The sequence below is a fragment of the Promicromonospora sp. MS192 genome, from assembly GCF_049532985.1.
Taxonomy (GTDB): Bacteria; Actinomycetota; Actinomycetes; order Actinomycetales; family Cellulomonadaceae; genus Promicromonospora.
In genome coordinates this window covers 2633052-2657928 of record NZ_CP186693.1, presented here as the reverse complement: position 1 = coordinate 2657928, position 24877 = coordinate 2633052, and the positions used below count along the sequence as shown (strand labels likewise).

The window sequence follows — 24877 nt, the reverse complement described above, 5'->3', positions numbered from 1 at the left end:
GACGGCAGTCATGCCGAAGAACAAGACGCACTCCGGCTCCAAGAAGCGGTTCCGGGTCACGGGTAGCGGCAAGGTCATGCGCGAGCAGACCAACGCCCGCCACTACCTCGAGCACAAGTCCAGCCGTCGTACGCGTCGTCTGGCCATGGACCAGGTCGTCGCCCCGGCCGACGTCAAGAAGATCAAGAAGCTGCTCGGTAAGTGACCTCGGCGTGCGCCTGACCGGCGCCGCCCGGAACCCTTCCAGCCCCGAAGTACAAGGAGTCTCACGTGGCACGCGTGAAGCGGGCAGTCAATGCCCAGAAGAAGCGCCGTACAACCCTTGAGCGCGCCGCCGGTTACCGCGGCCAGCGTTCGCGCCTCTACCGGAAGGCGAAGGAGCAGGTCACCCACTCGCTCGTCTACGCCTACCGGGACCGGAAGGCGCGCAAGGGCGACTTCCGCAAGCTGTGGATCCAGCGCATCAACGCTGCGTCCCGCGCGCAGGGTCTGACCTACAACCGCCTCATCCAGGGCCTCAAGGCCGCTGGTGTCGAGGTCGACCGTCGCATGCTCGCCGAACTCGCGGTCAACGACGTGGCGGCGTTCAACGCCCTCGTCCAGGTCGCCAAGGACGCGCTGCCGGCGGATGTCAACGCGCCGGCCGCTGCCTGAGGTTGAGCAACATCCCGGACGCCCGGACGGTGCCGGTGCCTGACGTGACGCTCGCGAACCCGCGAGCAGACCGGGTCAGGCAGGTGCGAGCACTGTCCGGGCGTTCGGCGCGCTCCCGGCACGGGCAGTTCCTCGTCGAGGGCCCCCAGGGGGTTCGCGAGGCGGTGCGTCACGTGCCCGGCTCGGTCCGTGACGTGTACCTGACGCCTGCGGCCGCGTCGCGGTACGCCGAGATCGTGGCCGACGTGCGCGCGGCGGGCCTGTTCCTGCACATCGGCACAGCCGAGGTGCTGGACGCGATGAGCCCCGACGCCCAGGGCGTCCTCGCCGTCGTGCGGCCGGCCGGCCTGACCGTGGACGAGGCGCTGGCCGCGCGGGATTCCGCGCGCGCCGGACGGCCGCTGCTCGTGGCCGTCCTGGCCGCGGTCCGTGACCCCGGGAACGCGGGCACCGTGATCCGCGCCGCCGACGCCGCGGGTGCGGACCTCGTGGTCCTCGCCGGCGAGAGCGTCGACGTGCACAACCCCAAGGTGGTCCGGTCCACGGCCGGGTCACTGTTCCACCTCCCCGTCGTCACCGGCGTCACGCTGGAGGACGCGCTCGCTGCGCTGCGCGCCGCGGGGTGCCACGTCCTGGCCGCGGACGGCGCCGGGCCGCTCGACCTCGACGAGCTGCTCGACGACGCCGGGAGCGGCGCCGCGCCGGACCTTGCCGGGCCCACCGCCTGGGTGTTCGGCAACGAGGCCTGGGGCCTGCCCGAGGCGGGCCGGGCGCTGGCGGACGCCGTCGTCCGGGTGCCCATCCGGGGCCGTGCCGAGTCGCTCAACCTGGCGACCGCCGCGACGGTCTGCCTGTACGCGAGCAGCCGCGCCCAGCGCTGACGCCCGGACGCCCACGCACCGGGTGAGGTTTGCGCGGCCCGTGTCGCGCCGGGCGGCCCTCGCCTACCGTGGTCGGATGAGGTACATCCCTGATCTGAGCCGCATCAGCGAGGCCGTGGCCGAGTCGTTCGGCGTACGCCAGGTGTACGGCGAGCCGGTCGAGCGCGACGGCGTGCTCGTCGTCCCGGCCGCTCGGGTGTCCTCCGGCGGTGGCGCCGGAGGAGGCGGCGGGAGCGAGCCCGGGGGCGACCCGGAGCGCCGCGAGGAGGAGGCCGAGGATCGAGCCGAGACCGAGGCCGGTGCGACCGGGGACAGCGTCGCCGCGGCCGAGGGCGGCGGTGGCGGCCTCGGCTTCGGCCGGCACGCCGAGCCCGCGGGCGCCTTCGCCGTCGACGACCAGGGGGTGCGCTGGGTCCCGGCCGTGGACGTGAACCGGATCGTGCTCGGGGGTCAGGTGGCCCTCGTGCTCGTGGCCGCCGCGGTCGCCTGGGCGGTGTCCCGCCGCCGGAGGAGGTAGGCCCGCGCGATATCCGCTACCGGGGGATCAGGACGGGCGCCTAGGATCGTCGTGTGCGGTTGTTCACGGCGGTGGTCCCGCCCCAGAGCGTCCTTGACCACCTCGGGCTCGCGCTCGACGGCGTGCCGGCCTCCCCGCGCTGGGTGCCCCGCGAGAACCTGCACATCACGCTCGCGTTCTACGCGGACCTGCCCGAGGGGACGGTGCCCGAGCTGCGCGAGGACCTGGCCGTCGTGGCCCGCAAGCACGCACCCATCGACCTCCGGCTCCGCGGCGCCGGCTCCTTCGGGGCACGGGTCCTGTGGATCGGCGTCGACGGCGCGACGGACGTGCTGAAGGAGCTGGCCACCGACTGCCTGGCTGCCTCACCCCGCGAGGTGCCCGACGACGTCAAGCCGCACCGCGCGCAGGTCACGGTCGCGCGGGCGCGTGCCGGTCAGGTCAGGCCGCCGCGAGGCCGGGACCGCTGGGGCAAGCGGGCCGGCGGCGAGCCGCGGTCGGTGCTGGAGCCCGCCGCCCAGACCCTGTCGGTCTACGCGGGACCGGGGTGGACGGCGGACTCCTTCGCGCTCGTCGAGTCGCACCCGGGAGAAGGCCCCCAGGGCGGTCCGCGCTACGACGTCGTGGAGACCTGGCCGCTCGAGGGCTGAGCGCCGGTCCTCGGCCGGCGCCGGGTCACCGGCCGGTCACTGGTCGTCGGTCGCCCCCGTGACGAGCACGATCTTTCCCTTGACGCCGCCGCGTTCGAGTCGTGACTGGGCGGCTGCCGCCTGCTCGAGAGGGAACGTCTCGTCGACGTACGGCCGGACGGCGCCCGACTCGGTGTACCGGGTCAGCTCCTCGATCTGTGCCCGGGTCGGGTCGTTGCTGAACGCCAGGACCTGGCCCGGGTTCCGCTCCTGTGCGGCCAGCACCGCGGCGGCCGAGGCCGCGGGATCGGTGCGCCCGAGTGCGAGGGGCAGGAACCGGCCACCGGGGCCGACCAGCGCGCCGTAGGTCTCGAGGTCCGTGCCCACCAGGTCCAGCACGACGTCGAACCGGCCCAGGTCGGCGGGGCGCGTGGTGCGGTAGTCGTGGGTCTCGTCGGCGCCCAGCCCGCCGACCCAGGCGAGGCTGGACGCCCCGGCGAGCGCGGTGACGTGTGCGCCGAGCGCTGCACCCAGCTGCACCGCCACGCTCCCTGCCCCGCCGCTGGCGCCCCGGACGAGCAGTCGCTCGCCGGGCCGCAGCGCGGCCCGGTCGACCAGCGCGGTGAGCACCGTGGTACCGGACGACGGGAGCGCGGCCGCCTCGATCAGGCTCGTCCCGGCGGGCGCCGGCGCGAGCCGGTCCTCGGGGACGGCCACGTAGTCGGCGGCGCTGCCGAACGTGAAGTGCGGCATCACGCCCCATACCGCCTGCCCCACCTGCGTCCGGGACACATCGGTGCCGACGGCGGCCACCCGACCCGTGAACTCGCCGCCGATACCCTGCGGGAGGGTGGTCGGGAGCAGGTCACCCATCGTGCCGGCCCGGATGGGCAGCTCCCCGCCGCCGAGGCCGGCCGCGTGGACGCGGACGAGCACCTCGCCGGCGCCGGGGACGGGCACGGGCACCCGGTCGAGCCGGAGCACGTCGGGGGAGCCGTACTCGTGGAACCGGACGGCGCGCATCGAAGTCATCTGTCTCTTCCTCCTGTCGGTCGTGACGCCGCCGGGATGGGATCGAGCACCGTCGGGGTTGGTCCGGTCAGGTGGCTCGGGGCGACGTCAGCTCCCGCGGCAACGTCGAGGTCCGGGGACGGGAGTCCGTGGCGGACCGGAAACGAGAGGCATTGACATGAGCTCCTATCGGATCGGCCCTGCGCCAGGCGTGGCGCCGGCGGCCGGAGCGGTCGGCGGTCCGGCCGGTGGACCGGCCGGTGGACCGGCCGGTGGGCGCGGCGGCCGGCCGCGGCGCGACGCCGGGCGCAACCGCCGTCGCATCGTCGACGTGGCGCACTCGTCGTTCCGGGCAAGCGGGCTCGACGTGCCGATGGCTGTCGTCGCGCGCCGGTCGGGCGTGGGTACGGCCACGCTCTACCGGCACTTCCCGACCAAGCACGACCTGATCAAGGCGCTCACGTCCGAGGCGGCCGCCGAGTACGAGCGGGTCCTGGACGCGGCGCTCGGCGATCCGGACCCGTGGCACGGTCTGTCCGGCGGGCTCCGGCGGCTGGCTGCGCTCCGGGTGGCGAGCCGGAGCTGCGCCGCCCCCTTCGCGGAGGCGTACCCGGACGAGGTGGCGCGGCACGTCGCGACCACCGAGGCGCGGCTCGGTGAGCTGCTGGACCGTGCGCGGAGCGGCCCGCTCAGGGACGACGTGGGCATCGACGACGTGCGGATCCTGCTGGACGCGGTGGACGGCGTGGCGGCCACCCGGACGGACCCGTGGGTTCCCGCTCAGCGTGTGGTGGGACATTTTCTCCGCTCCTTCGCACGGGGGTAGCTCGGCGTGCCGTCGCCACGACCGGGACCAGGGCCGCCCCGGCCGTGGCGACATCGCAGACGCTACGCCGAGCCGCTGACACTCGAAAAAGTGTGCCAAGCGCTGCGCGACCGCACCACGGGAACCACGTTGCCGGCCGCCGAGGGGGCATGGAATGATGACGGCATGCAGCCGTTGACCCGCCGATTTACGCAGCCCGCCACGGGCTGCGCGGCCACCGCTGCGCGCGGGCACTGAGCTGCCCTGTGGACAACGCGTCCTGAGCCCTGGCGGGCACCTAGACTTCAGATGCCGGTACGGGTCCCCGGGCAGGGGGCGGCGCCGGCTCCCGAATCCGCCAGGAAGGCAAGCATGTCCACGCCCGAAGAGAAGGCACCCATCGATCCGCTGGACGAGGCGGCGCTCGACGCCGCGGTCAAGGCGGCCCTCGACGACATCGCCCAGGCGGGCGACCTCGACGCCCTGAAGTCCGTCCGCACCCAGCACACCGGGGACCGCAGCGCCCTGGCCCTCGCCAACCGGGGCATCGGCGCGCTGCCCGGCCCTGACAAGGCGAAGGCCGGCAAGCTGGTCGGCCCGCGGCGCGGCAGGATCAACCAGGCGATCGCGTCGCGGCAGGCGGAGCTCGAGGCCGAGCGTGACGCCCGCGTCCTCGTGGAGGAGACGGTCGACGTCACCCTCCCGGTCCGGCGTACGACGGCGGGCGCGCGGCACCCGATCGAGCTGGTCCAGGAGCGCATCGCGGACTTCTTCGTGGGCCTCGGCTGGGAGATCGCCGACGGGCCCGAGGTCGAGGCCGAGTGGTTCAACTTCGACGCGCTGAACTTCGGGCCCGACCACCCGGCACGGCAGATGCAGGACACGTTCTACGTCGCCGGCCAGGACGGCGCCGAGTCGAACCTCGTGCTGCGCACCCACACGTCCCCCGTCCAGGCGCGTTCGCTCCTGGAGCGTGGCGTGCCCCTGTACGTCGCCTGCCCCGGGCGGACGTTCCGCACGGACGCGCTGGACCAGACCCACACCCCGGTGTTCCACCAGGTCGAGGGCCTCGCGGTGGACAAGGGGCTGACCATGGCGAACCTCGTGGGCACCCTGGACGCGTTCGCGCGGGCGATGTTCGGCCCGGAGGCCAGGACGCGCCTGCGTCCGGCGTTCTTCCCGTTCACCGAGCCGTCCGCCGAGATGGACCTGTGGTTCCCCCAGAAGAAGGGTGGCGCCGGCTGGATCGAGTGGGGTGGCTGCGGCATGGTCAACCCGAACGTGCTGCGAGCCGCGGGCGTCGACCCGGAGGAGTACACGGGGTTCGCGTTCGGCATGGGCATCGAGCGCACGCTCATGCTGCGCCACTCGATCGCGGACATGCACGACATCGTGGAGGGCGACGTGCGCTTCTCCACCCAGTTCGGGACGGAGATCTGAAGTGCCCCTCATCGTGAAGGACTGGCTCGCGGACCACGTCGAGCTGCCCGCTGACCTGACCGCCGAGCAGCTCGCCGCGGACCTCGTGAAGGTGGGGCTGGAGGAGGAGGCGATCCACGGGGCGGCCGTGACCGGCCCCCTCGTGGTGGGCCGCGTGCTCGAGATGACCCCCGAGCCGCAGAAGAACGGCAAGACGATCAACTGGTGCCGGGTCGACGTCGGGCCGGAGCACAACGACGAGCAGGGTGCGCGGGGCATCGTCTGCGGCGCGCACAACTTCGCCGTGGGCGACCATGTCGTGGTCGCGCTGCCCGGGACGGTGCTGCCCGGCCCGTTCCCGATCGCCGCGCGCAAGACGTACGGGCACGTGTCCGACGGCATGATCTGCTCGGTGCGCGAGCTCGGCATCGGGGAGGACCACGACGGCATCCTCGTCCTGACCCGCAACGGCTTCGACGCCGCGGACCTCACTCCGGGGCAGGACGCGATCGCGCTCCTCGGCCTCGGCGACGAGGTCCTGGAGATCAACGTGACCCCCGACCGCGGCTACGCGTTCAGCTACCGCGGCGTGGCACGCGAGTACGCCCACTCCACGGGTGCGAAGTTCACCGACCGCGGCCTGCCCACGGGCACCGAGCCAGCCGCGACCCCGGACGGGTTCGAGGTGCGGGTGCAGGACGACGCGCCGATCAACGGCGTCGTGGGCTGCGACCGGTTCGTGACGCGCATCGTGCGCGGCATCGACCCCGCCGCGCCCACGCCCGCGTGGATGAAGCACCGCCTCGAGGGCTCCGGCATGCGCTCCATCTCGCTGGCGGTCGACGTCACGAACTACGTGATGCTCGACCTCGGGCAGCCGCTGCACGCCTACGACCTGGCCAAGGTCGCGGCACCGATCCTGGTCCGCCGGGCCGCGCCGGGCGAGCGCCTCACCACGCTGGACGACGTCGACCGCGCCCTGGACGCCGAGGACCTGCTGATCACCGACTCGCCCGACGGTGCGGGCAGCCGGGTGCTGGGCCTCGCAGGCGTGATGGGCGGGGCCTCCTCGGAGGTCAGCGACACCACGACGGACGTGCTCGTCGAGGCGGCCCACTTCGACCAGATCACGGTCGCCCGCACCTCGCGCCGGCACAAGCTGTCCAGCGAGGCGGCCAAGCGGTTCGAGCGCGGCGTCGACCCGCTCCTGCCGCCGGTCGCGGCGCAGCGCGTGGTCGACCTCCTGGTCGAGCTGGGCGGCGGAACCGCCGACCCGGCCGTGAGCGACCTCGACGAGACCGCAGCGTCCCGGCCGCAGCCCATCGAGCTCAAGGTCTCCGAGCCCACGCGGCTCTCGGGCGTGTCGTACACGCCCGAGCAGGTACGCAGCACGCTCGAGGAGATCGGCGCGACGGTCGAGCCCGCCGGCGAGAGCGTGCTCACGGTCACCCCGCCCACGTGGCGGCCCGACCTGGCCGGCCCGGCAGACCTGGTCGAGGAGGTCGTGCGCATCCAGGGCTACGACCAGGTGCCGTCGGTGCTCCCGTCCGCCCCGGGCGGCCGCGGGCTCACCGCCGAGCAGCGCATCCGCCGCTCGGTCGCCCGCTCGCTCGCCGAGGCGGGCTTCGTCGAGACGCTCAGCTACCCGTTCGTCGGCACGCCCGAGTACGACGCCCTGGGGCTGGCGGCCGACGACGAGCGGCGCGCCTCGCTCCGGCTCGCCAACCCGATGGCCGACGACAAGCCGCTCATGCGGACGAACCTGCTGGTCACCCTGCTCGACACGGTGCGCCGCAACGTGTCGCGCGGTCTGACCGACCTCGCCGTGTACGAGATCGGCCTGGTCACGCGTCCGACGCCCGGCGCCCCCGCGGCGCCGGCGCTGCCCGGGGGCGTCCGGCCCACCGACGAGCAGCTCGCGGCCCTCGCGGCCGCAGTCCCGGACCAGCCGCGGCAGGTCGCGGGCGTCCTGACCGGCCGGCGCGAGCTCGCCGGCTGGTGGGGCGCGGGTCGCGCCGCGGGCTGGGAGGACGCCCTCGCGGCCGCTCGCCTGGTGGCCGAGCGGGCCGGGGCCGAGGTCGTCGTGGTCCCGGACACGGACCGGATGCCGTGGCACCCGGGACGCTGCGCGCGGCTGGAGCTGACGGACGGCACGGTGGTCGGTCACGCCGGTGAGCTGCACCCCAAGGTCGTCGAGGCGCTCGGGCTACCGGCCCGCGCGGCGGCGTTCGAGGTGGACCTGACCGTCCTGGTCGGCGCGGCGTCGGGGGAGCCCGTCGCGGCGACACCCGTCTCGGCGTTCCCGGCCGCCAAGGAGGACTTCGCGTTCGTGGTCGACGGTGCCGTCCCGGCCGAGGCCGTGCGGGCGGCCATCGTGGCCGGCGCCGGCGACCTGCTGGAAGAGGTGGCGTTGTTCGACGTCTTCACGGGCGAGCAGGTGGGCGCGGGGCAGAAGTCCCTCGCCTACTCGCTCCGGCTGCGGGCCGCGGACCGGACCCTGTCCGCCCAGGAGGTCCGCGCGGTGCGCGACGCCGTCGTGGCGTCGGCCGCGGAGCGGGTCGGAGCGGTGCTGCGTGGCTGAGCCGGACCGCACTGCCGACACCCCGGTGCCGCCGGCGCGGACAGCGCTCGTCACCGGCGCCTCGCGCGGGATCGGCCGGGAGATCGCACTGGGTCTCGCGCGGGCAGGGCTGGACGTCGCCCTGCTCGCGCGGGACGCGGACCGGCTGCGGTCCGTCGCGGCCGAGGTGCGTGCGCTCGGCGTGACGGCGGTCGAGGCGACCGCCGACGTCGCCGACGCCGCGGCGGTGCGCGCCGCGGTCGACCAGGTGGAGAGCGCGCTCGGGTCGATCGACCTGCTGGTCAACAACGCGGGCGCGCTCGAGTCCGAGCACCCGCTGTGGGAGGCCGACCCGGACGAGTGGTGGTCGGTGTTCGAGACCAACGTCCGCGGGCCGTTCCTCTTCGACCGCTGCGTGGTGCCCGGCATGATCGCCCGCGGCGGCGGGCGCGTCGTCGACCTGGCCTCGGGTGCGAGCTCCCACGAGATGCGCGGCGGCAGCTCGGCGTACAACGCGAGCAAGACCGCCCTGCTCCGCCTGGGGGCGAACCTCCACGACGACGGGTTCCGGCACGGCCTGCGGGTCTTCGAGCTCGCTCCCGGCGTGGTGCGGACCGACATGTCGACGGGCATGACCCTGCACCAGGGGCGCACCGACTGGACCCCGGTCGAGCGCGTGACGGACGTCGTGAACGCCATCGCGGCCGGTGAGCTCGACGCGTGCTCCGGGTGGTTCCTGCGGGTGTCGGACGACACCCCGGCGTCGCTCAGGGAACGGGCCGCGCAGGTGGCGGCCGAGGGGACGGCGGCGACGGCGCGACGGCTCCGGGTGCTGCCGGCGGGCAGCGACGACCCGCTGACGCAGGCCCTCACGGGACGCTGACCGGCCGCACCGGACGTCGGTAGGTGAGGGGCTGGCGCCCTTCCCGGCACGAGGGGCCGTCGCCCTTCCCAGCACGGGAAGGGCGACGGCCCCTCGGCCGTCAGCGGCCGGCGAGCATCGCGCGCCAGAGGCGACCGAGCGGCACCGACCGGGCGATCGCGGTCTGCCCGGCGATGTTCGCGTGGACCCCGTCGCCCGTGTCGTACGGCGGGTAGATGGAGTTCGGGTTCTGCGGGTCCCGCAGCACGGCGTCGAAGTCGAAGACCCCGTCGCACGTGCCCGAGCAGTTGCCGCCGGCCCGGACGAACTCGTTCACGACGGCGCGCCGCGCGTTCTGCTCGGCCGTGTAGCCGGGCCGCGGCGTGATCGGCGTGACGAACACCTTGATCCCGGCCGCGCGCAGACGGGCGAACGTGTCCCGGTAGGCCGCGAGGATCGTCTCGGCGCTGCAGTTGTTCGCGATGTCGTTGGTCCCGTAGTAGTAGATGACCGCCCGCACGTCGTGCAGCGCCAGCACGTCGCGGTCCAGGCGCGAGACACCGTCCAGCCCGCCGCTGCCGCACGCCGGGGCCGCCGTCGTCCCGGAGATGCCCTCGTTGACGACGGCCACCTGACGGTCGGGCGGGAGCTCGTCCACCACCCGCTGCGCGAGCGTGTCGGTCCAGCGCTGGAAGACGGGCGGCGGCGGGCAGCCGACGCCGCAGTTGTCCGCGCCCACGCCGTCCACCACCGAGCTGCCGTAGGCGACCACCGTGCCGGCCACGTCGGGGCCGAGCACGTCCACGGCACTGACCAGGTAGGTCCAGCCGTGCGACTCGGGAAAGGCACCGCCCGACGTGTCGGCGGTCGTGTTCCCGCCGCCCGGCGCCGAGAAGTAGTTGGTGCGCCCGGCCAGGTCGTGCAGCATCATCCGGGTCGGGTTCGCCAGGTAGAAGCTCACGGCCAGGTCGTCCATGGCCGACGTCGCCAGCTGCACCGGATCGCTCCAGACCTCGCCGCCGGCCGGGATCGACACCGAGGCCGAACCGCCGAAGGTGACCGTCCGGATGCTCTCGGGACGGACGGCGGCACCCCCGGCGCTCAGTCCTGCGGTCGTGGCGTCCACGACCAGGGGCTCGCTGCCGAACTGGTTCTGCAGCCGCACGCGCAGGGCCGGACCGCCCTGCGTCAGCCGGGTCACGACCCGGACTGATCTGTTCTGGAACGTCTCCGGGCTCAGCCCCGAGGCGCGCTGCTGCGACTGCGTCCACGCGGTCGACCACTCGTCGGCGTCGTGCGCGGACGCACCCGCCGTGACACTGCCACCGACGGCGACCCCGGTCGCCGTCAGGAGCGTGATCAAGGTTCGTGCAAGGTCTCGGAACACCATCGGTCCACCCGCTTCGCTGCTCGAGTCGTCATTGATCGAGAACACGGCGTGGTGGCTGTACGCGCCCCCCCGCCAGACGGAACCTAGGACCCGGGCAACCGACTGTCAACGCTGTCATGCCTTTCCGGGTGACTTTTTGCTGGCCTGCGAGCATGTCCGCTTCATACGGTGTGCGGGCAACCGTCCCTTCGTGCAAGGAGACCAGCATGCGCCGTCACCGTCGATCCGCACTCATCGCCGCGAGCCTCGGGCTGGCCGTCGTGCTCGCCACCGCGGGCCAGGCCACCGCACGTCAGTCCACCCCGCAGGCCGAGACCGCAGCCGAGACCGCAGCCGAGACCGCCGTCGCGGCCGCCGCGACGCCGCTCACCGCGGGCAACTTCCGCTACACGCTGTCGCAGACGTCGTCGGCCCTGGTCGGCGCGCTCGACGCGGCGCTGCCCAACGTGACCATGGGTGCGGTGGCCGCCGACGCCAACCGCACGCCGAGCTGCGACAGCGCCCCGTCGGTGACGAACCGCACCGCCTACTACTGCTGGAACGCGGGCGACCAGGACACCAGCGACTGGTACCCGCAGGGCATCACCACCAGCTCCGACGCCTACGGCGAGGGCACGTACGACGGCAAGCGCCTCAACCTCGTGAGCTGGTACGACCACGCCGAGGACGGGATCGACAAGGGCGTCCGCATCAGCGTGTCGGACCTGTCGGCGAGCACGTCGGCGCCGCCCTACCGGCACGTCCTGCTGGTCGAGCCGAGCGGTACCACGAGCGCGCCGTCGTACAAGCCGGTGAACGTCCACGCGGGCGGGATCATGTGGTACGGCAACCTGCTCTACGTCGCGGACACGAGCGGTGGCTTCCGCGTGTTCGACCTCGACCACCTCTGGCAGGTCTCCACGGGGCGGTCGTCGGCGGTGGGCCGGCAGTCCGACGGCACCTACCACGCGTTCGACTACAAGTACGTGCTGCCGCAGACCGCGAAGTTCACCGACTCGACGGTGGGCGGGTACGCGCAGCTGCAGCACTCGTCCGTCTCGCTCGACCGGACCAGCTCGCCCGACTCGGTGGTCGTCAGCGAGTACCGCAGCGCGGACGACATCGCCGCGGGGGCCCAGGTGCGCACCATCCGGGTGCCGATCGACTACACGAACCGGTACCTCAAGCCCGCCTCGGACGGCATCATCAAGGCCACCGAGGCCTACCGGACGGACCTGGAGAGCGTGCAGGGCTCCACCGCGATCAACGGTGAGTTCTTCTTCTCGCAGAGCGACGGCTCGAACCACTCGGACCCGAACTCCGACGGTGACCTGCACACCTTCGTGGCGCCGTCGGGCGCGATCGTCCGGCACGGGAACGCCCTGACCGTGGGTGCCGAGGACCTGTCGTACGACCCGACGCGCGACTACCTCTGGTCGCTCGGCGAGTATCCCGGCTACCGGTGGGTGTACGCGATGGACGCCTCGTCGTTCTGACCCGCACCGGCCCGGCGTCCCGTGGTGGGGGCGCCGGGCCGAACCTAACCTGGTACCGATGACGCTCCGAATCGAAGATTACGGAATTGTCGGCGATCTCCAGACCGCGGCGCTGGTCGGCAGGGACGGGTCCATCGACTGGATGTGCCTGCCCCGGTTCGACTCGCCGGCGTGCTTCGCCGCGCTGCTCGGCGACGAGACCCACGGTTCGTGGCGGCTCGGCCCGGAGCAGGGCGGCGAGTGCACGCGCCGTGGCTACCGGGACGGCACCCTGGTGCTGGAGACCGAGTGGGACCTGCCGGAGGGCCGGGTCCGGGTGATCGACCTCATGCCGCCACGCGGCGAGCAGGCCGACCTCGTGCGCATCGTCGAGGGCGTCCACGGGACGGTCACGGTGACCACGGAGCTGCGCCTCCGGTTCGACTACGGGCACGTGGTGCCCTGGGTCACCGAGGAGGGCGCCGCGCTGCGCGCCGTGGCCGGACCGGACTCGGTCCGCCTCGACACCCCGGTCCGCATGGTGCACGACGGCGTCGCCGACGGCTCCGTCCTGCGGGCGCGGTTCACGGTGGGGCCGGGGGAGCGGGTGCCGTTCGTGCTGACCCACCACGCGTCGCACCTGCCCACCAAGGAACCGGTGGACGCCGACGAGGCGCTGACCGAGACGGAGGACTTCTGGCGGTCGTGGGTCGCCGGGTCCACGTACTCCGGACCGTGGGCCGACGCCGTGCACCGGTCTCTGATCACCCTGAAGGCGCTCACCTACGCCCCGACGGGCGCCATCACGGCCGCGGTGACGACGTCGCTGCCCGAGGACATCGGCGGCAGCCGCAACTGGGACTACCGGTACTGCTGGCTCCGTGACGCCGCGTTCACCCTGCAGGCGCTGGTCGGGACCGGGTTCCTCGACGAGGCACGCGCGTGGCGCGCGTGGCTGCTGCGCGCGGTCGCGGGGGACCCCGCCGACCTGCAGATCATGTACGGGCTCGACGGCCGGCGGCGTCTGCCCGAGTACACGATCGGCTGGCTGCCCGGGTACGAGGGCTCGGCACCGGTCCGGATCGGCAACGACGCCGTGGGCCAGCTCCAGCTCGACGTGTGGGGCGAGACGCTGGAGGCTCTCCACCTCGCCCGCGAGGCCGGGCTGGAGACCGACTCGGAGGCCTGGCAGCTGCAGCGCGCGCTGCTCGACCACCTGGAGGAGCACTGGGGCGACCTGGACAACGGCCTCTGGGAGGTGCGCGGACCACAGCGCGCGTTCGTGCACTCGCGGGTCCTGGCGTGGGTCGGGTTCGACCGCGCGGTTCGCGCCGTCGAGGAGGGTGGTCTGACGGGCGAACCGGTCGAGCGGTGGCGGGCGGCGCGGGACCGGATCCATGCGGAGGTGTGCACCCACGGGTTCGACCCGGTGCGCAACACCTTCACGCAGTTCTACGGTTCCGACGGGCTCGACGCGGCGCTGCTGCTCATCGGGCAGGTCGGGTTCCTGCCCTGGGACGACCCGCGCGTGATCGGCACCGTCGAGGCGGTGCAGCGCGAGCTGGGTCAGGACGGGCTCCTGCGCCGGTACGACACGGACGCCGACGACCGGGTGGACGGGCTGCCGGGCGACGAGTCGACGTTTCTCGTGTGCAACTTCTGGCTGGTCGACGCGCTGCACGGGATCGGACGGCGTGACGAGGCCGTGGCGCTGTTCGAGCGCCTGCTCACGCTGCGCAACGACCTGGGCCTCCTCAGTGAGGAGTACGACGTGACTGCCGGCCGTCAGCTCGGCAACGTGCCGCAGGCGTTCAGCCATCTCGGCCTGGTCAACAGCGCCCTGCGGCTCAGCCAGGGCGTGACGGTGCGGGACGAGGAGGCGGGCGTGGCCGCCGGCGCGCCGCTGACCGGCCGGGCGGTGGCGGAGGCCGCGGCTCAGCCGCGCGTCGCGACGGCGAACACCCGGCGGAACGCGAGCGGCGTGCCGTAGGGGTGCTCGGGGTAGGCCGCGCGCAGCGCCGCGCCGAACTCCTCCTCGAACCGGGCGCGCAGCGCCGGGTCCGCGGCCTCCAGGGCGTGGAGGGTGGGCTGCGCGCCGGTCGCCGAGATCCAGCGGAGCACCGGGTCCGGTCCCTGCAGCACGTGCGTGTACGTGGTCTCCCACGTGTCCACGGTCCAGCCCGGCCGGGCCAGGATCTCCAGGTACCCGGCCGGGTCGGCGGTGGCCCGCCGCTCGACCGGCCCGACGACGTCGGCGTACGGCGCACGGGCGGCGACCTCCCGCAGCAGCACGTGGCTCGGCGCGTCGTGGTTGCCCGGCACCTGGAAGGCGAACGTCTGCGCGGCCCGGTCGGCGAGCGCCGGCAGCAGCTCGCGGTGGCCGGGTACCCACTGGAGCGCGGCGTTGCTGATGACGAGGTCGGCGGTGTGCGTGTCCGTGCTGAGATCGGCGAGCACGTACTCGGTGGCCGGGTCGGCGGCGCGTGCCCGCTCGATCATGGCCGGGGAGGCGTCCACGCCCGTCACCCGGGCTCGTGGCCAGCGTGCGCGCAGGACGGCGGTGAGGTGCCCGGGACCGCAGCCCAGGTCGACGACGGTGGCGGGGGAGCCGGGCACCCGGGCGACCAGTTCCGTGAACGGCCGGGACCGCTCGTCCGTGTACTGCAGGTAGGCGCCGGGGTTCCAGTCGGGCATCACAACTCCTCGTCGTCGAGTATCTTGACATCAAGATACCTCATGCCCGGCGCGAACGGCACGGGCCCCGGGGGAGCGTCCCCGGGGCCCGTGTCACGGTGTCATGTCAGGCGGGGCTAGGCCACCTCGATGTAGTCGAGCTCCGTGAAGGCGGTGCCCCTGCCCAGGCGGATCGTGTTCCAGCCCGCCTGGAGCGTGATGTCCTTCGAGACCTGGCGCCAGGTGTCCCAGCCGGTCACCGGGTAGCTGATCGACCCGGCCGCGGCGCCGTTCACGGTGACCGTGTGCGACGCCGTCACGGCCGACCCGTTCGCGTACCCGACGTGCAGCGTGTAGCTGCCGCTGGTGGGCACGTAGATCGCGCCGACGTCGACCCAGCTGTCGGCGTGGTCGATGTACGCCACGACCTTGCCGTCCGAGGCGCCCGCCGCGTTCTCGCGCACCGAGCAGCTGTTCAGGGTGCCGCGCTCGGCCTCGTAGCGCACCCGGCTGCCCCGCACCACCGGGTACTCGCCCGCCCAGCCCAGGTCCGCGACGTACATGCCGCGTCCGCCCGCGTCCCGGTGCCCGTGGAAGATCAGCTTGTCGCCGCCGGCGTCGCGCAGCACGTCGGCCCCGCCGGGCCCGCTGACCGCGCCGTCGAGCGACTCGGTGGTCATGAGGAACCGGTACGCCTTGGTGTACGGGCCGGTGATCGAGCTCGCGACGGCGTAGTTCGTGCCGTAGCTGTTGGTCGAGTAGGGCCCGGCGGAGTAGAACAGCACGTACTTGCCGTTGACCTTCGTGATGACAGGCGCCTCGATGATGCCCGCCTCGTCGGCCCGGTCGTTGCGCAGCACCTGGGTGGCGCCGCCCTGGAAGGTGATGCCGTCCGCTGCGACACGCTGCACGTGGATCCAGGTGGTGGCGCCGATGGCGTTGCCGTCGTTCTTCCAGACCAGGTACCGGGTGCCGTCCGTGTCGGTGAAGCTGGACGCGTCGATGGCGCCGCCCGCGTCCAGCGGGCAGATCAGCGGCTCGGTGCCGACGGGTGCGAACGGTCCGCCGGGGGAGTCGGCCAGCGCGGCGCCGATGCACTGCCGGCCGGACGCCGCGTGCCAGGCCGTGTAGTACAGCAGGTAGCGGCCGTCGGCGCGGCGGGAGACGTCCGGCGCCCAGGTGCGGCCCGTCTGGGCCCAGGCGCCGAGCGTCGGCAGGGCGTCCGTGGACTGGAAGGTCCACGGGCCGTCCGGGTCGGACGCCGTGGCCCAGGGCAGGTTCTTGCCCTGGTTGGTCGCGTAGGCGTAGTAGGTGTCCCCGAACTTCGACACGTCGGGGTCGGGGAAGTCCCGGTCGAGCACGAGGCTCGGGCTCACGGTCGCCTGCGCGGAGACGTCGTCGGCCGGCGACGCGCCCGCCGGCGTGCTCGCCGGTCCGGCCGCGGGTGCTGTGGCGGGTGCTGTGGCGGGTGCTGTGGTGAGTGCTGTGGTGAGTGCTGTGGGAGGTACGGCGCCAGGTGTGACGGTGGGTGCTGCGGCGGCCGAGCCGGTCGTGAGGCCGGTGAGCGCCAGCGCGGCGACGGCGGCCCCGGCGGCGAGGGCACGGGAGAAGCGGGGAAGTACCACGTTGAACCTCCGAGCTGGAACGGATGGACGGGTGAATTGTCGCCATCGCGCGGATCCCTGTAAAGCCCTGTGGGTGTGTCGGGGGTCCTGAGGTCCAACGTTGGATCGGTTCGAGCCCTCGTGCTGCGGCAGATCCGTGCGGGTCGCTTCCCGGTGCCGTCCGGCGACTGTCCGGTGGCGGGGTGGCGACCGGGCGGCGGCTGGGTGGCGTGGCGACTGGGTGGCGACCGCCCGGCGGCGGTCCGGTCGCCGGGCGGTGACCGGGTGGCGACTGGGTGGCGGCCTTGCCCGCGGTCGGCAGTTTGCAGCGCGGAGTCGGCAGTTTGCCTCGAGGTCGGCACAGGCCTGTACCGACCTCGAGGCAAACTGCCGTCCTCGAGGCAAGCTGCCGACCTCGACGCGAGTCGCCGGCCTCAACCCGGCCGCCGCCCCGGCAGTGCTGCCGGCGCCGATCGCGCCGACGCAAGCTGCCGACCTCGACCCGGCTGCCGCCCCGGCAGTGCCGGCGACGCCGATCGCGCCGACGCAAGCTGCCGACCTCGACCCGGCTGCCGCCCCGGCACTGCCGGCGCCGATCGCGCCGACCCAATCTGCCGACCTCAACCCGGCCGCCGCCCCGGCACTGCCGGCGCCGATCACGCCGACCCAATCTGCCGACCTCGACCCGGCCGCCGCCCCGGCACTGCCGCCGACGCCGATCGCGCCGACCCAATCTGCCGACTTCAGCGCAAGCCGCCGACCCCCGCACTACTGCCGACACCGACCCTAGCTCCGAACCGCAGCCCACATGCCCGCCCCACACGGTCCGGGCGCGCCGGGCTCAGGGCACCAGCAGCACCTTGCCCGTCGTCGCCCGTCCCTCCAGTGCCGTGTGTGCCTCGGCCGCGTCGGACAGCGCGTAGGTCGCCCCCACGCGCACGTCCAGGTCACCCGACGCCGCCGCTCCCAGCACCTCGGACGTGCGCCACTCGAGCTCGGCGCGCGTGAGGGCGTAGTGCGCGATCGTCGGTCGCGTGAGGTAGAGGGAGCCGCCCTTGTTGAGGCGCTGCGGGTCGAACGGCGGCACCTGGCCGGACGAGCCGCCGAACAGCACGAGCATCCCGCGCGGGCGCAGGGACGCCAGGGACGCCTCGAAGGTGGAGGCGCCCACGCCGTCGTACACGACGTGCACGCCCTGGCCGTCGGTCAGCTCGCGCACCACCGCGGGCAGCTCGGCGGTGATGTCGGACATCGCGGCGTAGTCGATGGTGTGCGCGGCGCCGGCGGCCGACGACAGCGACGCCTTCTCCGGGGTGGAGACCGTGGTCAGGACCCGCCCGCCGCGCGCGACGGCGAGCTGGGTGGCCAGCAGGCCCACGCCGCCCGCGCCCGCGTGCAGCAGCACGTCGTGCCCGGGCTGCACCTCGAACGTGGACCGCACCAGGTAGTGCGCCGTGATGCCCTGCAGGGGCAGCGCGGCGGCGAGGGTCAGGTCCAGGCCCTCGGGCACGTGCACCACGCCCGCGGCGTCGACGGCGACGAGCTCCGCGTACGAGCCGGGGCCTTCGTGCCAGGCCACGCGGTCGCCGACGGCGAAGCCCGTGACGCCGTCGCCCAGCGCCTCCACGGTGCCCGCGCCCTCGGCGCCCACCACGTGGGGGTACTGCATCGGGTACACGCCGGCGCGGCGGTAGGTGTCGATGAAGTTCACCCCTGCGGCGGCGACGCGGACCAGGAGCTGCCCGGGACCCGGCGTCGGGTCGGGGAGCTCGGTGTACGACAGGACCTCGGGGCCGCCCGCCTCACGGGCTACGACTGCGTGCATGCACCGAGCCTAACCAGCGCCCCGCCCGCGGGTAGGTTGTGCCGGGTGAGCCGAGACATCCGCCCCTTCATCGAGTCCGACTGGCCCGCCGTGTGGCCGATCATCGAGGCCGTGTGCCGCGCGGGCGAGACCTACACCTACCCCGTCGACATCGACGAGGAGACCGCCCGTTCCTACTGGATCGAGCGCCCGCCGGGCGCCACCGTGGTGCTCGAGGAGGACGGCGAGGTGTTCGGCACCGCCAAGATGGGCCCCAACCGGCCGGGCAACGGCGCCCACGTGGGCACGGCGTCGTTCATGGTGGCCGACGCCGCGCGCGGGCGCGGGGTGGGCCGCGCCCTGGGCGAGCACGTGATCGCCTGGCACCGGGAGCAGGGCTTCCGTGGCATCCAGTTCAACGCCGTCGTCGAGTCGAACGCGGCGGCGGTGCACCTGTGGCAGGACCTCGGGTTCGGCATCGTGGGGACGGTCCCCGGGGCGTTCCGGTCGCCCGCGCACGGGTACACGGGTCTGCACGTGATGTACCTGCCGCTCGCGGAGGCATGACCCGACCCGGAACCAGGTTTCGCCCGGCTGCATAACTATGTATAGTTCCGAATATGTCCAGCAACCAGCTCATCCGAGTCGCCGTCGCGGGCGCATCCGGCTACGCGGGCGGGGAGACCTTGCGCCTCCTGGCGGCCCACCCCTTCGTCGAGGTCGGCACGCTCACGGCGCACGCGAGCGCCGGGTCGAGCCTCGGTGAGGTCCAGCCGCACCTGCGTGGCCTCGCGCACCGCATCCTGGAGCCCACCACGCCGGAGACGCTCGCGGGGCACGACGTGGTGGTGCTCGCGCTGCCGCACGGCGCGTCCGGCCAGGTGGCGGCGCAGCTCCCGGACGACGTCCTGGTCATCGACCTGGGCGCCGACCACCGGCTGGAGTCCGCGAGCGAGTGGGAGCAGTTCTACGGCTCCACGCACGCGGGGACCTGGCCGTACGGCATGCCGGAGCTGATCCGTGCCGAGGCCCCCGGTGCCGACCTGGCCACCGTGGCGCGGCAGCGGGACAAGCTGGCCGGTGCGCGCCGGATCGCCGTGCCGGGCTGCAACGTCACCGCGGTGACCCTGGGCCTGCAGCCGGGCGTCGCGGCGGGCGTGGCCGAGCCCACCGACATCGTCGCGGTGCTGGCCAACGGCTACTCGGGTGCGGGCAAGGCGCTCAAGCCGCACCTCCTGGCGAGCGAGGCGCTCGGCTCCGCGCAGCCGTACGCCGTGGGCGGTACGCACCGGCACATCCCGGAGATCCGGCAGAACCTGCTGACCGCCGGCGCCCCCGAGGTGAGCATCAGCTTCACGCCCACCCTCGTGCCGATGGCGCGCGGCATCCTCGCCACCACCACCGCGCCGCTGGCGAAGGGCGCCGACCCGGAGCAGGTCCGGGCCGTGTGGGAGGCCGCGTACGCCGACGAGCCGTTCGTGCACCTGCTGCCCGAGGGCCAGTGGCCGTCCACCGCGATGACGCTCGGCGCCAACACCGCCCTGGTGCAGGTCGCCGTCGACGCGGCCGCCCGCCGGGTGGTCACCGTCACGGCGATCGACAACCTGGTCAAGGGGACCGCGGGTGCCGCCGTCCAGTCCATGAACCTCGCCCTCGGCCTGCGGGAGACCGCCGGCCTCATCACCGAAGGAGTCGCGCCGTGACCGATGGAGCCGTGACCGATGAAGCGACCCCGGCCGGGGGAGTCACCGCGGCGCGCGGCTTCCGTGCCGCCGGCGTCACGGCGGGTCTCAAGGAGTCCGGCAACCCGGACCTTGCCCTCGTGGTCAACGACGGCCCCGAGTTCACGGCGGCCGCGGTGTTCACGAGCAACCGCGTGGTCGGCGCGCCGGTCATGTGGTCGCGTCAGGCGGTGAAGGACGGCGTCGCCCGCGCCGTCGTGCTCAACTCGGGCGGTGCCAACGTGTGCACCGGCCCGGGCGGGTTCCAGGACGCGCACGCCACCGCGGAGAAGGTCGCGAGCGAGCTCGGGATCGGGGCCATCGACGTGCTGGTCGGCTCGACCGGCCTGATCGGCGTGCGGCTCGCCGCGGACAAGCTGCTGGCCGGCATCCCGGTCGCCGTCGGTGCCCTCACGGCCGATGCGGCAGGCGCGCAGGCCGCCGCCACCGCCATCATGACCACCGACACCGTCGCCAAGACGGCGGTGCGCACCGTCGAGACGCCGGCGGGCACCTTCACCGTGGGCGGCATGGCCAAGGGCGCCGGCATGCTGGCCCCCGCCCTGGCGACCATGCTGTGCGTGGTGACCACGGACGCCGTCGTCCCGGCCGACGAGGCGGACGCCGCCCTGCGGGCCGCCACGCGCGTCACCTTCGACCGCGTCGACTCCGACGGTGCCATGTCGACCTCCGACACCGTGGTGCTCATGGCGTCGGGCGCCTCCGGCGTCGCACCGGATCTCGACGTGCTCACCGAGGCCGTCACGGCCGTCTGCGCGGACCTGGCCCGCCAGCTCGTCGCGGACGCCGAGGGTGCCTCCCACGACATCGCCATCACCGTCACGAACGCCACCACGGAGGACGCCGCGCTCGCCGTGGCCCGCGCCGTGAGCCGGTCCAACCTGGTCAAGGCCGCGATCTTCGGCAACGACCCGAACTGGGGCCGCATCCTGTCGCAGGTCGGCACCGTGCCCGAGGAGATCGCCCCCTACGACCCGACCGAGCTCGACGTGAGCGTCAACGGCGTCATGGTCTGCAAGGCCGGCGGGGCGTACGAGCCGCGCGAGAAGGTGGACATGGCCGCCTCCCGGGACGTGACCATCACCGTGGACCTGCACGCCGGGGCCGCCGAGGTCACGCTCTGGACCAACGACCTCACGCACGACTACGTCCACGAGAACAGCGCGTACAGCTCATGAGCAGCGACGTCGTCAACGGGCTGCGGCCCGACCAGAAGGCCGAGGTGCTCATCGAGGCCCTGCCGTGGCTGCAGGAGTTCTCCGGTGCGCTCGTCGTGGTCAAGTACGGCGGCAACGCCATGGTCGACGCCGAGCTCAAGGCCGCCTTCGCGCAGGACATGGTGTTCCTGCGGCAGGTGGGCCTGCGGCCCGTCGTGGTGCACGGCGGGGGACCGCAGATCAACGCCATGCTGGACCGGCTCGGCATCGCCTCGGAGTTCAAGGGCGGCCTGCGCGTCACCACGCCGGAGGCCATGGAGGTGGTCCGCATGGTGCTGACCGGGCAGGTCAGCCGGGAGCTCGTGGGCCTGATCAACGCCCACGGACCCGTCGCCGTCGGACTGTCGGGGGAGGACGGCGGCCTGCTCGGGGCCGAGCGCCGGCACGCGGTCGTGCAGGGCGAGCCCGTGGACGTGGGCCTCGTGGGCGACGTCGTCCAGGTGGACCCGCGCGCCGTGGAGGACCTGCTGGAGGCCGGGCGCATCCCCGTCGTCTCCACGATCGCCCCCGACAAGGACGACCCGACCCAGGTGCTCAACGTCAACGCGGACACCGCGGCCTCGGCGCTCGCGGTGGCCCTGGGCGCCAAGAAGCTCATCGTCCTGACCGACGTCGAGGGCCTCTACACGGCGTGGCCCGACAAGGGGTCGCTGGTGCAGCGCATCGCGGCGCCCGAGCTGTCGGCCCTCCTGCCGAGCCTGGAGGCCGGCATGGTGCCCAAGATGGAGGCCTGCCTGCGGGCGGTCGAGGGCGGCGTCCCCGCCGCGACGGTCATCGACGGGCGGCAGCCGCACAGCGTGCTGCTGGAGGTCTTCACCACGCGGGGCAACGGCACGATGGTCGTGCCGGCCCCGGCCGCAGAGGAAGGTGTCACGGCATGAGCACGCTCGTCCCCACCGAGGGTTCGGCACTGGCGGCAGAGGGCTCCGTCGCCGCGTGGACCGAGCGCTACACCGGCGCCGTCATGGACACGTTCGGCCCGCCGCAGCGCGTGCTCGTGCGCGGCGAGGGCGCCTACGTGTGGGACGCCGACGGCAAGCGCTACCTCGACCTGCTCGCGGGCATCGCGGTCAACGCGCTCGGCCACGCGCACCCGACGCTGACGGCGGCGATCAGCGCGCAGCTCGGCACGCTGGGCCACGTCTCCAACTTCTTCGGCACGCCCGCCCAGATCGCGCTGGCGGAGACCCTGCTGCGGATCGCCGAGGCGCCGGACGGCTCCCGCGTGTTCCTCACCAACTCCGGCACCGAGGCCGTCGAGGCGGCGTTCAAGATGACGCGGCGGGTGGCGGCGTCGTCCGGCGTGGGCACGCGCACGCGCGTGCTCGCCCTGGAGGGCGGCTTCCACGGCCGGTCCATGGGCGCCCTGGCGCTGACGGCCAAGGCCGCCTACCGCGAGCCGTTCGAGCCGCTGCCCGGCGGTGTCGAGCACCTGCCGTTCGGGGACCTGAGCGCCCTGGACGCGGCGTTCACGCCGCAGGCGATCGCCGAGCGCGGCGAGGTCGCGGCACTGGTGGTCGAGCCCGTGCAGGGCGAGGCCGGCGTACGGCCGCTGCCGCCGGGCTACCTCGCGGCCGCACGCCGCCTGACCAGGACGCACGGCGCGCTGCTCGTGCTGGACGAGGTGCAGACCGGCGTGGGCCGGTGCGGCTCGTGGTTCGCCTACCAGCAGCCGGAGATCGGCGGCGGCATCGTGCCGGACGTCGTCACGGTCGCCAAGGGTCTCGGCGGCGGCTTCCCCGTGGGCGCCGTGATCGCCTACGGCGACGCCGCCCGCCTGCTCGGCCGCGGTCAGCACGGCAGCACCTTCGGCGGCAACCCCGTGGCCGCGGCCGCGGCGCTCGCGACGCTCGGCGTGATCGAGCGGGACGGCCTGCTGACCAACGTGCGCGAGGTCGGTGCGCTGCTGCGCCAGGAGATCGAGATGGCCGGCGGCCCGCTGGTCAAGGAGGTCCGCGGGCGTGGGCTGCTGCTCGCCGTCGTGCTCAACGAGCCGGTCGCGCCGCAGGTGGCCGCGGCCGCGCTGGAGGCCGGGCTCATCGTCAACGCGGTGGCGCCCGACGCGATCCGCCTCGCCCCGCCGCTGATCCTCACCCCGGAGCAGGCCACGGAGGCCGCGCGCTTCTTCGCCTCGCTCGCGCCCGTCACGTCCACGGAGGACCTCGCATGACCCGCCACTTCCTGCGCGACGACGACCTGACGCCCGCAGAGCAGAAGGCCGTCCTGGAGCTGGGCCTCGCCCTGCGCGCCGACCGGTACGCCCGCCGGCCGCTGGAGGGCCCGCGCGCCGTCGCGTTCATCACCGACAAGCCCACGCTGCGCACCCAGGTGTCGTTCGCGGCGGGGATCGCCGAGCTCGGCGGCTTCCCGCTGGTGGTGGACGGCAACCTCGCGCAGATCGGGGTGCGCGAGTCGGTCGCCGACACCACCCGGGTGCTGGACCGCCAGGTCTCCGCGATCGCCTGGCGCACGTTCGGTCAGGACCGCATCGAGGAGATGGCGTCCGTCTCGCGCGTGCCGGTGGTCAATGCCCTCACCGACCAGTTCCACCCGTGCCAGATCCTCGCGGACCTGCTCACGATCGCGCAGCACCGCGGGCTGGACGCCCTGCCGGGCACCACCTTCGCCTACGTGGGCGACGCCGCCAACAACATGGGCAGCTCGTACCTGCTCGGGGGCGTCACGGCGGGCCTGCACGTGCGCATCGCGGGGCCCGAGGGCTACCTGCCCGACGCCGCGGTGGTCGCCCGGGCGCACGAGATCGCCGCGACGACGGGCGGCTCGGTGACCGTGACGACGTCGGCCAAGGAGGCCGTGGCCGGGGCCGACGTCGTGGCCACCGACACCTGGGTGTCGATGGGTGACGAGGCGCAGGCCGAGGAGCGGGCCAAGCCGTTCTGGGACTACCAGGTGAACGCCGAGCTGCTCGCCCTGGCCGCCCCGGACGCGCTGGTGCTGCACTGCCTGCCGGCCTACCGCGGCAAGGAGATCACCGCCGAGGTGATCGACGGCCCGCAGTCCGTGGTCTTCGACGAGGCCGAGAACCGCCTGCACGCGCAGAAGGCGCTGCTGACCTGGCTGCTGGAGCAGGACTGATGGCCGTGCGGCAGACGGCGACGACCGCCACCACCAAGGCGGCCCGGCACGCCCGGATCAAGGAGGTGGTCAGCCGCAGCGCGATCCACTCCCAGGCCGAGCTCGCCGACGCCCTGGCGGCCGACGGCGTGAGCGTCACCCAGGGCACGCTGTCGCGCGACCTCATCGAGCTCCAGGCCGAGAAGGTGCGCGGCTCGGACGGTTCGCTCGTCTACGCCGTGCCGGGCGAGGGCGGCGACCGCAGCGCCCAGTCGGACGCGAGCGAGGAGTACCTGTCCGCCCGGCTGGCCCGGCTCGCCAAGGAGCTGCTGGTCTCGGCCGAGTCGTCGGGCAACCTCGTCGTGCTCCGCACGCCGCCGGGGGCCGCCAACCTGCTGGCCTCGGCCATCGACCACTCCGTGTTCCCCGGGATGCTCGGGACCATCGCGGGGGACGACACCATCCTCGTCATCGCGCGCGATGCCGACGGGTCCGCGCTGGCGGAGCGCTTCCTCGCGCTCAGCGCCTGACGACACACCACAATCGCACCTGAACACCACCACCGGAAAGAGAACGTCAA

23 protein-coding genes are annotated in these 24877 nt (G+C 73.7%); 18 read left to right on the top strand and 5 right to left on the bottom strand.

The features are described 5' to 3' along the window. Positions 1-10 precede the first annotated feature (10 nt). The 5 genes from rpmI to thpR all read left to right on the top strand — a co-directional run bounded on the left by rpmI (position 11) and on the right by thpR (position 2702). Complete coding sequence (rpmI, locus tag ACO229_RS12010; protein ID WP_119137562.1) at positions 11-205, top strand: 50S ribosomal protein L35; 195 nt, start codon at positions 11-13, stop codon at positions 203-205. Between the two features lie 65 nt (positions 206-270). Continuing rightward, a complete protein-coding gene (gene rplT / locus ACO229_RS12005; RefSeq protein WP_108490904.1) occupies positions 271-654 on the top strand; it encodes a 50S ribosomal protein L20 in 384 nt (127 codons plus the stop codon). A gap of 35 nt (positions 655-689) precedes the next feature. After that, positions 690-1535 carry a TrmH family RNA methyltransferase gene (locus ACO229_RS12000; protein ID WP_423465070.1) on the top strand — a complete coding sequence of 282 codons (846 nt, stop codon included), beginning with the start codon at positions 690-692 and terminating at the stop codon, positions 1533-1535. A 76-nt stretch (positions 1536-1611) separates the two neighbouring features. Continuing rightward, positions 1612-2052 (top strand): hypothetical protein, encoded by a 441-nt coding sequence (locus ACO229_RS11995; protein ID WP_423465069.1) that lies wholly within the window; start codon positions 1612-1614, stop codon positions 2050-2052. Positions 2053-2105: 53 nt separating this feature from the next. Further along, positions 2106-2702 (top strand): RNA 2',3'-cyclic phosphodiesterase, encoded by a 597-nt coding sequence (thpR, locus tag ACO229_RS11990; RefSeq protein ID WP_423465068.1) that lies wholly within the window; start codon positions 2106-2108, stop codon positions 2700-2702. Positions 2703-2738: 36 nt separating this feature from the next. Here the strand turns inward: thpR and ACO229_RS11985 are convergent, their stop codons facing one another. Further along, positions 2739-3713 (bottom strand): NADP-dependent oxidoreductase, encoded by a 975-nt coding sequence (locus tag ACO229_RS11985; RefSeq protein WP_423465067.1) that lies wholly within the window; start codon positions 3711-3713, stop codon positions 2739-2741. Between the two features lie 157 nt (positions 3714-3870). On the opposite strand from ACO229_RS11985, the gene ACO229_RS11980 reads away from it, so the two are divergent. The 4 genes from ACO229_RS11980 to ACO229_RS11965 all read left to right on the top strand — a co-directional run bounded on the left by ACO229_RS11980 (position 3871) and on the right by ACO229_RS11965 (position 9359). Beyond that, entirely contained in the window at positions 3871-4518 is a 648-nt protein-coding gene (locus tag ACO229_RS11980; RefSeq protein WP_423465066.1) for a TetR/AcrR family transcriptional regulator, read from the top strand. Positions 4519-4869: 351 nt separating this feature from the next. Further along, the gene (pheS, locus tag ACO229_RS11975; RefSeq protein ID WP_397432489.1) at positions 4870-5937 is read left to right on the top strand and encodes a phenylalanine--tRNA ligase subunit alpha; all 1068 of its coding nucleotides are present in this window, start codon (positions 4870-4872) and stop codon (positions 5935-5937) included. A gap of 1 nt (position 5938) precedes the next feature. After that, the gene (gene pheT / locus ACO229_RS11970) at positions 5939-8497 is read left to right on the top strand and encodes a phenylalanine--tRNA ligase subunit beta (RefSeq protein WP_397432490.1); all 2559 of its coding nucleotides are present in this window, start codon (positions 5939-5941) and stop codon (positions 8495-8497) included. Next, complete coding sequence (locus tag ACO229_RS11965) at positions 8490-9359, top strand: SDR family NAD(P)-dependent oxidoreductase (RefSeq protein ID WP_397432491.1); 870 nt, start codon at positions 8490-8492, stop codon at positions 9357-9359. The genes pheT and ACO229_RS11965 overlap by 8 nt, the downstream gene beginning before the upstream one ends. 100 nt (positions 9360-9459) lie before the next feature. On the opposite strand, the gene ACO229_RS11960 is transcribed toward ACO229_RS11965, so the two are convergent. Further along, the gene (locus ACO229_RS11960; protein ID WP_423465065.1) at positions 9460-10701 is read right to left on the bottom strand and encodes a GDSL-type esterase/lipase family protein; all 1242 of its coding nucleotides are present in this window, start codon (positions 10699-10701) and stop codon (positions 9460-9462) included. A 233-nt stretch (positions 10702-10934) separates the two neighbouring features. Here ACO229_RS11960 and ACO229_RS11955 point away from each other — a divergent pair, with 233 nt between their 5' ends. Together ACO229_RS11955 and ACO229_RS11950 are read left to right on the top strand one after the other, a co-directional pair. Next, entirely contained in the window at positions 10935-12203 is a 1269-nt protein-coding gene (locus tag ACO229_RS11955; protein WP_423465064.1) for a hypothetical protein, read from the top strand. Between the two features lie 58 nt (positions 12204-12261). After that, a complete protein-coding gene (locus ACO229_RS11950) occupies positions 12262-14172 on the top strand; it encodes a glycoside hydrolase family 15 protein (protein WP_423465063.1) in 1911 nt (636 codons plus the stop codon). On the opposite strand, the gene ACO229_RS11945 is transcribed toward ACO229_RS11950, so the two are convergent. From ACO229_RS11945 to ACO229_RS11935, 3 genes are all read right to left on the bottom strand, one after another. Beyond that, entirely contained in the window at positions 14118-14876 is a 759-nt protein-coding gene (locus ACO229_RS11945) for a methyltransferase domain-containing protein (RefSeq protein WP_423465062.1), read from the bottom strand. The genes ACO229_RS11950 and ACO229_RS11945 overlap by 55 nt on opposite strands. A gap of 116 nt (positions 14877-14992) precedes the next feature. Next, a complete protein-coding gene (locus tag ACO229_RS11940; protein WP_423465061.1) occupies positions 14993-16480 on the bottom strand; it encodes a family 43 glycosylhydrolase in 1488 nt (495 codons plus the stop codon). An 820-nt stretch (positions 16481-17300) separates the two neighbouring features. Then, on the bottom strand, positions 17301-18284 hold the full coding sequence (locus ACO229_RS11935; protein ID WP_397432501.1) for a quinone oxidoreductase family protein: 984 nt from the start codon (positions 18282-18284) through the stop codon (positions 17301-17303). 45 nt (positions 18285-18329) lie between these two features. On the opposite strand from ACO229_RS11935, the gene ACO229_RS11930 reads away from it, so the two are divergent. The 7 genes from ACO229_RS11930 to ACO229_RS11900 are packed head-to-tail and all read left to right on the top strand — an operon-like array spanning position 18330 to position 24827. After that, positions 18330-18830 (top strand): GNAT family N-acetyltransferase, encoded by a 501-nt coding sequence (locus ACO229_RS11930; protein ID WP_423465060.1) that lies wholly within the window; start codon positions 18330-18332, stop codon positions 18828-18830. Positions 18831-18883: 53 nt separating this feature from the next. Then, positions 18884-19966 (top strand): N-acetyl-gamma-glutamyl-phosphate reductase, encoded by a 1083-nt coding sequence (gene argC, locus ACO229_RS11925; protein ID WP_423465059.1) that lies wholly within the window; start codon positions 18884-18886, stop codon positions 19964-19966. After that, positions 19963-21183, top strand: coding sequence for a bifunctional glutamate N-acetyltransferase/amino-acid acetyltransferase ArgJ (gene argJ, locus ACO229_RS11920; protein WP_423465058.1), 1221 nt, complete (start codon positions 19963-19965; stop codon positions 21181-21183). Before argC ends, argJ begins: the two co-directional genes overlap by 4 nt. Next, the gene (argB, locus tag ACO229_RS11915; RefSeq protein ID WP_397418590.1) at positions 21180-22103 is read left to right on the top strand and encodes an acetylglutamate kinase; all 924 of its coding nucleotides are present in this window, start codon (positions 21180-21182) and stop codon (positions 22101-22103) included. The genes argJ and argB overlap by 4 nt, the downstream gene beginning before the upstream one ends. Next, a complete protein-coding gene (locus ACO229_RS11910) occupies positions 22100-23392 on the top strand; it encodes an acetylornithine transaminase (protein WP_397418592.1) in 1293 nt (430 codons plus the stop codon). Before argB ends, ACO229_RS11910 begins: the two co-directional genes overlap by 4 nt. Beyond that, positions 23389-24318: an ornithine carbamoyltransferase gene (gene argF, locus ACO229_RS11905; protein ID WP_397432507.1), complete on the top strand. Its 930-nt coding sequence runs from the start codon at positions 23389-23391 to the stop codon at positions 24316-24318. The genes ACO229_RS11910 and argF overlap by 4 nt, the downstream gene beginning before the upstream one ends. Beyond that, positions 24318-24827 (top strand): arginine repressor, encoded by a 510-nt coding sequence (locus ACO229_RS11900; protein WP_397418596.1) that lies wholly within the window; start codon positions 24318-24320, stop codon positions 24825-24827. Before argF ends, ACO229_RS11900 begins: the two co-directional genes overlap by 1 nt. Positions 24828-24877 lie beyond the last annotated feature (50 nt).

Coding starts and splice junctions, on each gene's coding strand:
- argB (WP_397418590.1), top strand. CDS start 21,180: ATGAGCAGCGACGTCGTCAACGGGCTGCGGCCCGACCAGAAGGCCGAG.
- ACO229_RS11900 (WP_397418596.1), top strand. CDS start 24,318: ATGGCCGTGCGGCAGACGGCGACGACCGCCACCACCAAGGCGGCCCGG.
- argF (WP_397432507.1), top strand. CDS start 23,389: ATGACCCGCCACTTCCTGCGCGACGACGACCTGACGCCCGCAGAGCAG.
- argC (WP_423465059.1), top strand. CDS start 18,884: ATGTCCAGCAACCAGCTCATCCGAGTCGCCGTCGCGGGCGCATCCGGC.
- ACO229_RS11910 (WP_397418592.1), top strand. CDS start 22,100: ATGAGCACGCTCGTCCCCACCGAGGGTTCGGCACTGGCGGCAGAGGGC.
- ACO229_RS11995 (WP_423465069.1), top strand. CDS start 1,612: ATGAGGTACATCCCTGATCTGAGCCGCATCAGCGAGGCCGTGGCCGAG.
- pheS (WP_397432489.1), top strand. CDS start 4,870: ATGTCCACGCCCGAAGAGAAGGCACCCATCGATCCGCTGGACGAGGCG.
- ACO229_RS11945 (WP_423465062.1), bottom strand. CDS start 14,876: ATGCCCGACTGGAACCCCGGCGCCTACCTGCAGTACACGGACGAGCGG.
- rpmI (WP_119137562.1), top strand. CDS start 11: ATGCCGAAGAACAAGACGCACTCCGGCTCCAAGAAGCGGTTCCGGGTC.
- ACO229_RS11935 (WP_397432501.1), bottom strand. CDS start 18,284: ATGCACGCAGTCGTAGCCCGTGAGGCGGGCGGCCCCGAGGTCCTGTCG.
- ACO229_RS11980 (WP_423465066.1), top strand. CDS start 3,871: ATGAGCTCCTATCGGATCGGCCCTGCGCCAGGCGTGGCGCCGGCGGCC.
- ACO229_RS11950 (WP_423465063.1), top strand. CDS start 12,262: ATGACGCTCCGAATCGAAGATTACGGAATTGTCGGCGATCTCCAGACC.
- ACO229_RS11985 (WP_423465067.1), bottom strand. CDS start 3,713: ATGACTTCGATGCGCGCCGTCCGGTTCCACGAGTACGGCTCCCCCGAC.
- ACO229_RS11955 (WP_423465064.1), top strand. CDS start 10,935: ATGCGCCGTCACCGTCGATCCGCACTCATCGCCGCGAGCCTCGGGCTG.